This window comes from Bradyrhizobium sp. 134 (genome assembly GCF_023074155.1).
Taxonomy (GTDB): Bacteria; Pseudomonadota; Alphaproteobacteria; order Rhizobiales; family Xanthobacteraceae; genus Bradyrhizobium.
In genome coordinates this window covers 17,739-30,281 of sequence record NZ_JADPKX010000087.1, presented here as the reverse complement: position 1 = coordinate 30,281, position 12,543 = coordinate 17,739, and the positions used below count along the sequence as shown (strand labels likewise).

The following is a 12,543-nucleotide window of genomic DNA, read 5'->3' as shown; positions in this document are numbered from 1 at the left end:
GGCGCCGCTCTCGCGCTTAACGTTAATGGAGGGCTCGTCAGATATTCTTCCCAGCTGTTCACGCGCTTGGTCGCGACAATGCGTATCCCAAGGATATTTTTCGATGATGATCATTCAGAACCTGCGAATTGGCACCAAGCTCGCCATCACCTCGGCGCTGACTCTCGCGCTCGTCGCCGTGATGATCCTCCTCCAGATGAGCGGAGGCGCCGAGGTCCAGAAGTTCGGCGATAGCGCATCGAGACAGCAGGCGATCGCGCTCAATGCCGCGGAAGCGAAATCGTCGGTGCGGGGCATGCAGATCGGCATTCGCGACATCCTGATGTCGAGCTCACCGACCGAGATGCAGAAAGCCGCCAGCTATTTCAATGACCGGCAGACGTCGGCCCTGAAGTTCTCGGGTGAAATGGCAAGGCTTTCGCAATCGCCGGAGAACCACAAGCGTATCGACCGCCTGACCGTGTTGATCGGAAATTTCCAGAAGGGCGAGCAGCAGATCGAGGCGATCCGCAAGCAGGAGCTCGCACTCGAGTCGAAGAAGGACGGCGAAGCGGCGACGCAGTTAGCAAAGCTGACCGCCGAGATCGACCGCATCCGCAAGGAAACGTTGGCGCCGATCAACGCGGAAATATCGGAGCTCGCCGACGAAATCACGAACTTCGCCAAGCACAGGAGTGAGGAGGCGCGCACGGCGGCGGAAGCGCAGGCTGCGTCCGTTGCGCGGACGTCATTGATCGCAGGCGTGCTGGTCGCGCTCGTCCTGATCGGCGCCTGCGTCTTCTCGATCTTCAGTATTGCCCGTCCGATGCGCGCCCTGACTGCCGCAATGGAGAAGCTCGCCGGCGGCGACTTCGCCGTGGTGCTGCCGGGCCTCGGCCGCAAGGACGAGGTCGGCGGCGTTGCCGGTGCCGTCGAGAAATTCAAGATCGTGTCGGAGCAGAAGGCGCGCGAAGAAGCGGAAGCCAAGATGCGACAGGACCATGTGGCGGCCGAGCAGCGCAAGGCCGATATGCGCAGGCTTGCCGACAGTTTCGAAGGCGCCGTCGGCGAGATCGTCGATACGGTCTCCTCCGCCGCGACAGAGCTCGAGGCTTCGGCCTCGACGTTGACCTCGACGGCGGAGCGGGCACAGGAGTTGACGATAGTGGTGGCCGCAGCCTCGGAGGAAGCCTCGACCAACGTGCAGTCGGTCGCGTCGGCCACGGAGGAGCTGTCGTCCTCGATCACCGAGATCAGCCGCCAGGTGCAGGAATCGGCGCGGGTCGCGAGCGAGGCGGTTACCCAGGCCCGAACCACGACCGACCGTGTCGGCGAATTGTCCAAGGCGGCGGCGCGCATTGGCGACGTGGTCGAGCTGATCAACACCATCGCCGGCCAGACCAATCTGCTGGCACTCAATGCCACGATCGAGGCGGCACGCGCCGGCGAGGCCGGCCGCGGCTTTGCCGTGGTGGCTTCCGAAGTGAAGGCGCTGGCGGAGCAGACCGCGAAGGCGACCGGCGAAATCGGCCAGCAGATTTCGGGCATCCAGGCGGCGACGCAGGACTCGGTCGCCGCCATCAGCGCCATCAGCAACACCATTGAAAAGCTGTCCGAGATATCGTCCACGATCGCTGCGGCCGTCGAGGAGCAGGGCGCGGCGACGCAGGAGATCTCGCGCAACGTGCAGCAGGCGGCCGAAGGCACTCATCAGGTCTCGTCCAACATCACCGACGTGCAGCGCGGTGCAGGCGAAACCGGCTCGGCATCGTCGCAGGTGCTGGCAGCCGCGCAGTCGCTGTCCGGCGACAGCAACCGCCTCAAGCTCGAGGTCGGCAAGTTCCTCGACACCGTGCGCGCCGCCTGACGGGCGCATATCATGAGAGAACTGCAACCGCCGCGCGTAGAAGCGCGGCGTTTGCGCGCGTGCATATTGCGGAGCCGCGACGAAGACCGCGCAGGGTTAACCTTCCGGAAAACCGATGCAGTCATGATGCCCGCAATATTCCGGGCGCTGAGTCGCCCTCCCGTATTGCGTATCGACGTATTGGAGCACACTCATGAGCGGCCTTTCCATCCGTCTCACCCACAAGGTCATGGCGATCGGACTTTTCGGTCTCGTCGGCCTCGTCGCTTTTGGCTCGATCTACCAGATCGGCAGCCTCTCCCAGGATGCCTCCCGTGCCGTCTCCAACCGCGCTCGCGCGATCGCTGACCTCGACAAGCAGCTCTCCATCGAGATGCTGGAGGCCCGCCGCAACGAGAAGAACTTTCAGCAGCGCCGCAACGAGAGCTACGCCAAAGCCCATGCCGAATTGATCGGGCCGATCAATCGCGATTTCGACGAGGTGGAGCGGCTGATGTCGGCCGGCGGCTTGGGCGCGCTGTCCGACCGGATGAAGCAGGCCCAGGACGGCTTCAAGCGATACGCGTCGGACTTCGGCGCATTGGTGGTCGCGGAGACCCGGCTCGGCCTAAACGAGACTCTGGGCCTCTCCGGCTCACTCCGCGCCGCCGTGCACGACATCGAGGCCAAGCTCAAGGAGATCGACGATCCCAGGTCCACCAGCTGGATGCTGATGATGCGCCGGCACGAGAAGGACTTTATGCTGCGGCGCGACCCAAAATACATCGCCGAGATGAAGAAGGCCGCAGTCGAGTTCTCCAAGGCGATAGAGGTCGTCGCAATCCCTACCGTAGTGATGAACGACATCACAGCCAAGCTGCAGAAATACCAGTCCGAGTTCACGGCGTGGGTGGAGACGGCGCAGCAAACTGCGGCCCTCGACGCCAGCATGATGAAAACGTTCCGTGGGTTAGAACCAAGCATGATCGAGGTGCGCAACACAGTCGAAGACCTCTACAGGAAGGCCGACGTTGCGGAAGCTGCGACCCGCGATGCCGTGCGCATGTGGATGATGGTCGCCTTCGGCGTTACCGTCGTCGTGCTCGCCGCGGTCGGCTTCCTTCTGGGGCGTTCGATCTCGAAGTCGCTTGCCGGCATGGTCGGTGCGATGACGCGGCTTGCGCGCGGCGAGCTTTCGATTTCCGTCCCCGGCGTCGGGCGCAGGGACGAGATCGGCGAGATGGCCGGCGCCGTCGAGGTGTTCAGGACCAGCATGGCGGAGGCCGAGCGGCTGCGCATCGAGCAGATCGAGGCCGAGGCGCGCGGGCACCAGCAGCGCAAGGCCGACATGCACCGGCTCGCGGATAATTTCGAAGGCGCGGTTGGCGAGATCATCGATACTGTTTCGTCGGCTGCAACCGAGCTCGAAGCATCTTCGAACACGCTGACGCAGGCCGCCGAGCGCGGCAACGGGCTTGCCACCGTCGTGGCGGCCGCCTCCGAAGAGGCCTCCGCGAACGTGCAGTCGGTGTCTTCAGCGAGCGAGGAAATGACCTCCTCGATCTCCGAGATCAGCCGCCAGGTGCAGGAATCGGCGCGTGTTGCCGACGTCGCGGTCGAGCAGGCCCAGCGCACCAATGCGCGCGTCGCCGAGCTGACCAAGGCCGCCTCCCGCATCGGCGACGTGGTCGAGCTCATCAACACCATCGCCAGCCAGACCAATCTGCTGGCGCTGAATGCAACGATCGAGGCGGCGCGGGCGGGCGAAGCCGGCAAGGGCTTTGCCGTGGTCGCGACCGAAGTGAAGGCGCTCGCCGAGCAGACTGCAAAAGCCACCGGCGAGATCGGCCAGCACATCGGTGCGATCCAGAACGCGACGCAAGACTCGGTCGGTGCGATCAAGGAGATCGGCAACACCATCGCGCGGATGTCGGAGATCTCGTCGGCCATCGCCGCCGCGGTCGAGGAGCAGGGCGCCGCGACGCAGGAGATCTCCCGCAACATCCAGCAGGCGGCGAACGGCACCTCCGAAGTCTCGGCGAATATCGGCGACGTCCAGCGCGGCGCAGGCGAAACCGGCGCTGCCTCGGCGCAGGTGCATTCGGCCGCGCAATCGCTGTCGCAGGAGAGCAACAGGCTCAAGAGCGAGGTCGCGCGCTTCCTGGACTCGGTGCGGGCGGCGTGACGGCGGCTGTCTCTGTCGGATGTTGCAACGCAAGCGCAGCGCTCGCGTGGCAGCATGAGGTGCCGCTGCCGCTGCAACAGATGGTTGCAGAAGAAATAATGACGGTCAGGGCTATCCCGTAGTTTTACGTAGGTTCCTGTTAACGCCTGTTTGCAACTATGGGCGCAAGCTCACGGGATAAAAATCAGCCAGCATTGTTGAACTGACCTCCGTCTCGCCACCGTCGTGGCGATTGCGGCGAAGGTGATTTGCGCCTTGCAAGGTAACATCGGGATTTGTCGTGATGTCGAAATTGTCCATCGTCTTCAAGCTTCTGGCCGTGCTGTCGGTCCTCGTCCTTTCGCTCGCCGGTGTCGGCGTGACGGCGATCGGCACCATGCAGAACATCAATTCCCATACGGTCGAGATCGCGGAGAGCTGGCTGCCCAGCGTGCGCGCGCTCGGCTCGCTTCGCGCCGACATCAACGAGCTGCGCGTCGCGCTCCGGTTGCATCTGATGCAGGACACCGTTGAGGGCAAGGACGCCGCCGAGAAGCGCCTCGCCTCGCTCCGGGCGCGTATCGACCAGACGCGCAAGGTCTACGAGCCGCTGATCACCTCCGCCGAAGAGCGCTCGCTCTATGGGCAATGGAGTACGGCGTGGGCCGAGTATCTGAACGGCGTGCAGGACGTGATGGCGCTGTCGCGCAAGGGTGTTGGACGTTTCCCGGCCGACGCCAACGAGCTACTGCAGACCAAGGTTGCGAAGATGGCCCAGGCCGCCGACCCCCTGCTTCAGAAGGGCATCGAGCTCAACAACCGCGGCGCCGAGCTTGAGACGAAGCAGGCCGCCGACAGCTACGCGATGATCTTCCGCGTGCTGGTCGGCATCATCGTGCTCTCGGTCGTGATCGCGATCGGCGCCGCCTATTATCTCGTGCGCGACGTTTCTCGTGGCATTGCCTCAATCATCCGCCCGATGCAGTCGCTCGGCGAGGGCGACCTTTCGGCCGAGGTGCCGCATCGCGGCGAGAAGACCGAGATCGGATCGATGGCGGATGCGCTGCAGATCTTCAAGGAGGCGCTGATCGCCAAGAAGGCCGCCGACGAGGCCGCTGCGCGCGATGCCGAAGCCAAGATCGAGCGCGGCCGCCGTGTCGACGCCATCACCAGCAAGTTCGAAGCCATGATCGGCGAGGTCGTCGGGACCGTATCCTCGGCCTCCACCGAGCTCGAGGCCTCCGCCTCGACGCTGACCAACACCGCGCAGCGCGGACAGGAACTCGCGACCGTCGTCGCGGCCGCCTCCGAGGAAGCCTCGACCAACGTCCAGGCGGTGGCGTCCGCTTCGGAGGAGCTGTCGTCCTCCATCACCGAGATCAGCCGCCGCGTGCAGGACTCGGCGCGAATGGCCGCTGAGGCCGTCGAGCAGGCGACGCGGACCAACGACCGCGTCAACGCGCTGTCGCAGGCGGCCTCCCGCATCGGCGATGTCGTCGAGCTCATCAACACCATCGCCGGCCAGACCAATCTGCTGGCGCTGAATGCGACCATCGAGGCCGCACGTGCCGGCGAAGCGGGCCGCGGATTCGCCGTCGTCGCGTCCGAGGTCAAGGCATTGGCCGAGCAGACCGCGAAAGCGACCGGTGAGATCGGGGCGCAGGTCGCGGGCATCCAGGCGGCGACGCAGGAATCGGTCAGTGCCATCCAGGAGATCGGCGGCACCATCGAGCGGCTGTCCGAGGTCGCTGCAGCCATCGCTGCCGCAGTCGAGGAGCAGGGCGCGGCCACGCAGGAAATCTCGCGTAACGTGCAGCAGGCCTCGGTCGGCACGCAGGAGGTCTCGTCGAACATTACCAACGTGCAGCGCGGCGCGATCGAGACCGGCGAGGCTTCGACCGAGGTACTGTCGGCGGCGAAATCGCTGGCGACGGACAGCACCCGTCTCAAGGTCGAGGTCGCGCAATTCCTGGAATCGGTTCGCGCGGCCTGATTCTCACATGCTCGTCTGCGGAGCCGGCGGCGGTGCGACCTGCCGCCGGAACAGGATGCGCTGGTAGAGCCAGCCGATCGCGACCAGCACGATGCCGAGGCACATGAACGACAGCGCGCGGTAGACGCCCGTCAGCGTCGACATGTCGATGACGAACGCCTTCAGGATCGTCAACGCGATCACGACGGCCGATGCCAGCCGCGCCCGCTCGGAATTGACGAGAATGCCGACGCCGAGCAGCACCACGCCGAAGCCGAGCCAGCCGATCGAATAGGTATATTGCTCGGCGCCCGTCGTCGCCCCGGCGGAGAGGATCGGGCCGTGATAGAAACGGCGGATCTCCAGCGTGACATAGGCAAGCGCAAACAGCAGCGCGCCGCCCGCAATCGTGTTGGCGTAGGCCTTGCCGCGTTCGCCAACCACGGCATAGGACAGCAGCAGCATCAACACCGCTGGCAGTGCGTAGCCGAGCAGCAGCAGGTTGAACACGGCGCCGCCAACGTCAGTGCGCCACAGCAGCGGGTTCTCCAGGATCAGGAGGCCGAACACACCGACGAGCCCGCCGATCACCGTGAGCACGACCGCGCCGACATTGTGCACGATGCTGCGGCTGCGCTGCCGCAGACGCTCCAGCCCGATCGCCATGGCGAGCGCGACGCAGGCCTGCAGCGCGCATTCGAGCAGCGACGGTGCCGACGTCACGTCGCCGCCGGTCGCAAAATGGCGGATCTCCATGAAGGCAAGCAGCGCGGTGAACAGGATCGCGGCGCTCTCGACCATGCGCAGCGGGGCGTCGTCGGCGCGTCGGCGCAGGAACAGGCTCGCCGCCCAGAACGACGCCGCCGGCAGTCCGTAGCCCCACAACAGCCAGTTGAAGATCGGCGTGGTTCCGACGGCGTCGCCGACGATGCGGGGGTCATAGCCGATCCGTGCGGTGACGAGGCCTGCGAAGATCGCGGCCAGCCAGCGCAGGAACGGGATCGGCCGCTGCATCGAGATCCAGGCGGTGCCGAGCGACATCAGCGCGAGTGCTATCGTGAGCCAGCCCTTCTCCAGCGCAAATGTCAGCGCCAGCGCCAGCGCACCGAGCGTGCCGGTCGCGAACAAGGCCGTGGAGATCATGGCGCCCGGCCGGGTCTCGCGGCGCGCCAGCGCCTCGGTGGCAGCGCCGAAGGCGGCGGCGAGCAGCACCGCGAGGATGGCGAACGGAATCGAGCGGTCGAGATGCGCGATGCGTGCGTAGAGCGCGACCAGGATCGCGATCGGCGTCGCGACAGCCGCGACCGACCACACCACTGGAATGATCGCCGAGTTCGAACGGCCCTGCGCGAGAAAGCCCGCGATGCCGAAGCCGGCGGCGAAGATCGCCGCCATCACCAGATGCAGCGTCACCGCGCTATCGGTCGCCGTCGGTGCTATGCCGGCGATGGGGCCGCCCGGCAGCACCAGCATGTCGGGATTGGCGCGCACCGCCCATTCGGCGAACACGACGAAGACGGTCGCGGCGGCTGCGCCGAGCGCGCCGGTGGCCGCCGGCGCGCGCCAAGCGACAAGCAGCGTCGCGCCGACCAGTAGCGCGAAGGCGATCAGCGCCAGGTCCACATGCGCGCTCGACAGCACGATCAGCATCGCGCCGAACAGATAGGCACCGAGCGAGCCCGACGAGACCGGTTCGATCTCGCCGTCCTCGATCGTCGGGCCGAACATGAAGCCGCAGACCACGAGAAGAGCGGCAAGAACGAAGCCTGCGATCACATGGAAAGCGTGCGGCGCGACCTGCAAGTCGCTGGTATCGAGCCCCGGGAAGATCCAGAGTACGGCGAAGGCGATGGTGGTGACTGCAAGCCAGCGCCACAACCGGATACGGGCGAGGCCGAAGCTCGCGGCGGTGACGATCGCGAGATAGATGTAGAGCGCCCAATAGTCCGGCTTGCCGCTGGAGACGAGGATCGGCGTCACGAACGCGCCGACCACGCCGAGGCCCGCGAGCGCGGGCCCGTGCAAGAGCGCCGCGGCCAGCGTGCCGAGCGCAACGAGGCCGAGCAGCACGAAGGCGGTCGCGGGGACGAGGAAGCCATAGAGCGCGTAAGCCGCGTAGATGGTCGCAAATGCCACCGCCGTACCGGCAGCGGTGAGGATCGCGGGAATGTTGGCGATCGGCAGCGCGGCGATATTGGAGATGCTCTCCTTGCGGCGTGACCATTCGCCGGCCCCGAGCAGCGCCAGCGCGAATACGCCGCCAAGGAACACGCGCACGCCGGGGCCGACGAGGCCGGCCTCGATCGAATAGCGCACCATGAAGAAGCCGCCGAGCGCGAGCGCAAGGCCGCCGATCCACACCACCCAGCGCGTGCCGAGCCGTTCCTCGAAGCCGGGCGCGGGTGCGGGCAGCGGCGGCGCGTCGGCCTCGGTGTTCGCTGCGAGCGGTGGCGGCGAAACATCCTCGGTGACGAGCGGGGGCGGCGCCTCGGCTCCCGGTTCGGCTTGGGGCACAAGTGGCGGCGGCGCTGCGGAACTCGTCGCGGACGCTTCAGCCCACACATCTGCCGGGATCCGCGGCGGCTGCACGGGCCGTTGCGCGTGGAACGTCTCTTCGAGCGAGCTTAGCCGTCGTCGCAGCTCAGACGTTTGGCTGGAGGCCTTAATCGCGATGATGAAAGCGATGACCGCAATGATCAGCGCGAAGACGTCAAACGGGCCGTCAGACATAAAGCCTCCAGGCAATCGGCGGGCAGGGGCCGATCACACATATATCGGGTTAGCGCCGGGAGCGTACGCGCAAGCCCGGCGCGGGCCGCTCCTGGAGCACGTCGCGACGGAAGCGGTAGAGCGCCGCCGGACGTCCGCCCGTCTGTGTCGACATCACCCCGGTCGGTTCGACCAGGGCTTCCATTTCGACCAGGCGGCGGAAATTTTGTTTGTGCAGGTGTCGGCCGGAGATCGCCTCCACCGTATACTGCAATTCGGTGAGTGTGAACTCGGCGGGCAAAAGTTCAAAGACCACAGGACGATACTTCAGTTTGGCACGCAGTCGCGCGATCGCTGTCGCAAGAATCCGGCGGTGGTCGAAGCGCATGGATGTGCCGAGCGCGGACAGGGCCTTGCGCGCTAATGCCGCAGGGCGGCCGTCGCGCCGTGCTTCCTCGACCAGCCCGGCCTCATACAGGAGCTCGTAGCGGTCGAGCACGCGCTCCTCGTCCCAGGACGCGCCGTCCAGACCGAAATAGAACCGCACCCGATCCTTGCGCGGCAATGCGCGCGTCGTCTCCGGCGTCTCCTCTTCGGCCCACTCGGTCAATGCCGGGATGATATCGTCCGCGATGATCGCGGGCGGGCCCTCTCGCCGGTCCTCCCAAGGCAGGAAGCGATACCATGGCGCGAAGCTCGCACTCGTGGCTGCCAGTTCGCCGCCGATGGCGCGCGTCAGTGCGAGATAGCCGATCGACACCATGTGCGCGCCGGTGTCGCCGGCCTCGGCATGCCGGCCGCGATCGCCAAACGTGTAGAGCTGTTCGACATAGCCGAGCCGCAGCCCCGTCTGTTCCTCGACCCAGGCCCGCAGGCCGATCTCGAAAGTGCGATGGCTCGGCGCATCGAACGGGCCGAACGGCAGGCCCGCCAGTCCGTCACTGTCGCGCGCGGTGAGGATCAGCGGCTCGTGATCCTCGATCGCGACGATCGCGGCAGTCAGGCCGATCTCGATCGGCGTCAGCAGCTTTTCGCTCATGCGATGGCGATCGCAACTGTCATTCGAGCTCGATCACGAAGGGGCGGCCCTCGACCATCATCGCGCCCGGGCCCATCTCGTCGAGTGCGCGCAGCATGCGGCCGTTGCGGCCCAGCGCACGGTCGGCAAGGCCGACGATGCGGCGGTTCGGCGAGGCGATCGGGGAAGCTGCCCGGATCTTCTTCGCGATCTCGGTCTCGTCGCGATCCGGATTGAGTGCGCACACGGCGGCAAAGGCGCTCGCGGTGGAGCGGCTGATGCCAGCATAACAATGCACCACCAGCGGCGCGTCGCGGTCCCAGCCGCGCACGAAGTTCAGCACTTGCTCGATATGCGTTTCCGATGGCGCGACGAAGCCGTCCATCTCCTCGGTGATGTCGTCCATCGATACCTTGAGATGGTTGGCCGGCAGCACCGACACCGGCCGGGCCACCTGCTCGACATTGGCCATCACGGTCAGCACGTGGCTGGCCTTGGTGAGGCGGACGGTTTCGGGAAGGGCGGCGAGAGAACAGACATGGATCATGGCGGACCTTTTTCCGCGGATTATAGCGAGCGTTGGCGGGGTGGGCAAAGCGAAGCGTACCCACCACTTTCGTCTCATTGCGCAAAATCAGTGGGGGCGGCGCAAGGGCCCTATTGCCCGCCCTGCAGGACCTACGCAAATACGGCGCCAAACCGCTCCAGAAACTGCTTCTCGGCCCGGGCAGCCGTCCAGGGGGTGAGATAGTCGCGCCGGACGCTGTCGGACAGGCCGGGGTCCTTGCCGAACAGGCGCTTGGCCTCGCTTTCACTGAATCCGGCAAGTGCGGTCGCCTCCAGATAGGCCGCGCCGTGATCCGCTGCCTTGATCGCCAGCGTGATCTCGTCCGGCAGCACCGGCGGCAGGCCAAAGCGGATGTGGATGGCGCCGAGCAGGCGTTTCTCGACCGCTTTGTAATGACCGTCGAGCACGGCCTTGAACGGTGAAATCATGTCGCCGATCACATATTCGGGCGCGTCATGCAGCAGCGCGGCAAGCCGCATGCGCTGATCCACGCGGGGGTTCTCGTGCCGCATCACGGTTTCGACCAGCAGCGTATGCTGCGCGACCGAGAAGATGTGTGCGCCGATGGTTTGGCCATTCCAGCGGGCGACACGCGCCAGCCCATGCGCGACGTCGGCAATCTCGATGTCGAGCGGGGAGGGATCGAGCAAATCGAGCCGCCGGCCCGACAGCATGCGCTGCCAGGCACGAGACGCCACATCGCGTGACGATTTCCTGGCCGTCATTTGGCCTTGAGGCGCGGCTTGCGCTGCGACTTGCCGCAGCTCGCGTGACAATTGCAGTCGACGAGATGATCGTTGACCATGCCGGTCGCCTCCATGAAGGCATAGACGATGGTCGGGCCGACGAACTTGAAGCCGCGCGAGGACAGCTCCTTGGAGATCTGCATGGAGAGCGGCGTCGAGGCCGGCACGCTCGCGGTGGTCTTGAAATGATTGACCTTGGGCTTTCCGTCCATGAAGTCCCACAGGAATCTCGAGAAGCCGGGGCCCTTCTCCATGATGTCGAGATAGGATTTCGCGCTCGATATCGCGCCGTCGATCTTGGCCTTGTTGCGCACGATGCCGGCATCGTTCATTAGCGCGTGAACTTTCTTCTCGTTGTAGCGTGCGATCTTTTCCGGCTGGAAATCGTCGAAGGCTTTGCGGAAATTGTCGCGCTTGCGCAGGATCGTGATCCAGGACAGGCCGGCCTGGAAACCGTCGAGGATCAGCTTCTCATAGAGCGCGCGGTCGTCGTATTCCGGCACGCCCCATTCGGTGTCGTGATAGGCGACGTAGAGCGGATCTTCGCCGGGCCAGGGGCAGCGCGTCTTTCCGTCGGGATGCAGGCGGGGAGCACGGCTCATGCGATGGGTTGCTTCGTTGGAATGCGCACGACGTCTGGTTCGGCAAGCCTCACAGTGAGGCCACCGGCAGTCAGCGCCTGTCCTGCATCGAGCGCATCAGCGACGCGGTCGATGCGCACCAGCGCGATACCCTTGCCCTGCGCCGACGAGCCCATCGTGCCGACCGGCTTGTCGCCGGCGAGAACGCTGACGCCGGGCTCGGGCGAGGAGTCCTCGAGCAGCACCTTGACGCTACGGGTGCGCGCGGTGCCGCGATGCTGCATGCGCGAGACGACCTCCTGGCCGACATAGCAGCCCTTGTCGAAATCGACGCCGGAAAGGCGGTCCATGTTGGTCTCGTGCGGGAACGCATCGCTGTACGTGAAATCGAGCCCGCCGCGCGGCACGCCGAGCGCGATGCGGTGGGCCTCGTAGGCGGCGGCGTCGACCATCTCGGCGCCGATCAGATCGGACAGCTTCTGTTTGAGATCTTGGGGGATCAGGATGCGGGTGCCGAGGTCCTCATTGCGCGGATCGGTGAAGGCGAGGTCGGGCTGGGCCGCGGGCTTGCCGCCCCAGGCCGCGAGCACGCCGAGATCCTCAGACAGGTTTTCCACCGTGACCTTGGCGCGCAGCTTGTAGAATTTCAGCTTGGTGGCGAGGCCGTCGGCAAGCGGCTTCGGGCAATCGATCAGGAACCCGCCGCCATGGCCGGCAGGTGCTTCCGTGATCAGGAAATCCACAATGATCTTGCCCTGCGGCGTCAGCAGCGCGCCGAATCGGCCCAGGCCCGGTTTCAGCTTGTCGACATCGGTCGTGACGAGGCCATTGAGGAAGTTGCGCGCATCCTCGCCCGCGACCTTGATCACGCCCCGGTCCGGAAGAAACGCTGATTTCATACGAAAATCTCTTGCGACATGTTGCTCTGGAACGTAAGCCCGCAAGGCAAAAACGACAAGA

At 65.5% G+C, this 12,543-nt stretch carries 9 protein-coding genes; 3 read left to right on the top strand and 6 right to left on the bottom strand.

Features of this window, described 5'->3' with window-relative positions:
- Positions 1 to 103: 103 nt before the first annotated feature.
- From IVA75_RS39170 to IVA75_RS39160, 3 genes are all read left to right on the top strand, one after another.
- Positions 104 to 1,846: a methyl-accepting chemotaxis protein gene (locus IVA75_RS39170; protein WP_247359784.1), complete on the top strand. Its 1,743-nt coding sequence runs from the start codon at positions 104 to 106 to the stop codon at positions 1,844 to 1,846.
- 193 nt (positions 1,847 to 2,039) lie between these two features.
- Positions 2,040 to 4,010, top strand: a complete 1,971-nt coding sequence (locus tag IVA75_RS39165; RefSeq protein WP_247291154.1) for a HAMP domain-containing methyl-accepting chemotaxis protein — start codon at positions 2,040 to 2,042, stop codon at positions 4,008 to 4,010.
- 283 nt (positions 4,011 to 4,293) lie between these two features.
- A complete protein-coding gene (locus IVA75_RS39160; RefSeq protein WP_247291152.1) occupies positions 4,294 to 5,982 on the top strand; it encodes a methyl-accepting chemotaxis protein in 1,689 nt (562 codons plus the stop codon).
- A gap of 3 nt (positions 5,983 to 5,985) precedes the next feature.
- Here the strand turns inward: IVA75_RS39160 and IVA75_RS39155 are convergent, their stop codons facing one another.
- From IVA75_RS39155 to IVA75_RS39130, 6 genes are all read right to left on the bottom strand, one after another.
- A complete protein-coding gene (locus tag IVA75_RS39155) occupies positions 5,986 to 8,691 on the bottom strand; it encodes a DUF2339 domain-containing protein (RefSeq protein WP_247291150.1) in 2,706 nt (901 codons plus the stop codon).
- A 49-nt stretch (positions 8,692 to 8,740) separates the two neighbouring features.
- Positions 8,741 to 9,709: an NAD regulator gene (locus IVA75_RS39150; protein ID WP_027568632.1), complete on the bottom strand. Its 969-nt coding sequence runs from the start codon at positions 9,707 to 9,709 to the stop codon at positions 8,741 to 8,743.
- Positions 9,710 to 9,728: 19 nt separating this feature from the next.
- Complete coding sequence (locus IVA75_RS39145; protein WP_027568633.1) at positions 9,729 to 10,235, bottom strand: protein-tyrosine phosphatase family protein; 507 nt, start codon at positions 10,233 to 10,235, stop codon at positions 9,729 to 9,731.
- A 131-nt stretch (positions 10,236 to 10,366) separates the two neighbouring features.
- Positions 10,367 to 10,981 (bottom strand): HD family hydrolase, encoded by a 615-nt coding sequence (locus tag IVA75_RS39140; protein ID WP_027568634.1) that lies wholly within the window; start codon positions 10,979 to 10,981, stop codon positions 10,367 to 10,369.
- Positions 10,978 to 11,604, bottom strand: coding sequence for a DNA-3-methyladenine glycosylase I (locus tag IVA75_RS39135; protein ID WP_247291148.1), 627 nt, complete (start codon positions 11,602 to 11,604; stop codon positions 10,978 to 10,980). The genes IVA75_RS39140 and IVA75_RS39135 overlap by 4 nt, the downstream gene beginning before the upstream one ends.
- The gene (locus tag IVA75_RS39130) at positions 11,601 to 12,482 is read right to left on the bottom strand and encodes a folate-binding protein (protein WP_247291146.1); all 882 of its coding nucleotides are present in this window, start codon (positions 12,480 to 12,482) and stop codon (positions 11,601 to 11,603) included. Before IVA75_RS39130 ends, IVA75_RS39135 begins: the two co-directional genes overlap by 4 nt.
- Positions 12,483 to 12,543: the final 61 nt, after the last annotated feature.

Excerpts from the sequence above, each read along its gene's own strand:
- IVA75_RS39170 (WP_247359784.1), top strand. The coding sequence starts at position 104 with ATGATGATCATTCAGAACCTGCGAATTGGCACCAAGCTCGCCATCACC.
- IVA75_RS39165 (WP_247291154.1), top strand. The coding sequence starts at position 2,040 with ATGAGCGGCCTTTCCATCCGTCTCACCCACAAGGTCATGGCGATCGGA.
- IVA75_RS39160 (WP_247291152.1), top strand. The coding sequence starts at position 4,294 with ATGTCGAAATTGTCCATCGTCTTCAAGCTTCTGGCCGTGCTGTCGGTC.
- IVA75_RS39155 (WP_247291150.1), bottom strand. The coding sequence starts at position 8,691 with ATGTCTGACGGCCCGTTTGACGTCTTCGCGCTGATCATTGCGGTCATC.
- IVA75_RS39150 (WP_027568632.1), bottom strand. The coding sequence starts at position 9,709 with ATGAGCGAAAAGCTGCTGACGCCGATCGAGATCGGCCTGACTGCCGCG.
- IVA75_RS39145 (WP_027568633.1), bottom strand. The coding sequence starts at position 10,235 with ATGATCCATGTCTGTTCTCTCGCCGCCCTTCCCGAAACCGTCCGCCTC.
- IVA75_RS39140 (WP_027568634.1), bottom strand. The coding sequence starts at position 10,981 with ATGACGGCCAGGAAATCGTCACGCGATGTGGCGTCTCGTGCCTGGCAG.
- IVA75_RS39135 (WP_247291148.1), bottom strand. The coding sequence starts at position 11,604 with ATGAGCCGTGCTCCCCGCCTGCATCCCGACGGAAAGACGCGCTGCCCC.
- IVA75_RS39130 (WP_247291146.1), bottom strand. The coding sequence starts at position 12,482 with ATGAAATCAGCGTTTCTTCCGGACCGGGGCGTGATCAAGGTCGCGGGC.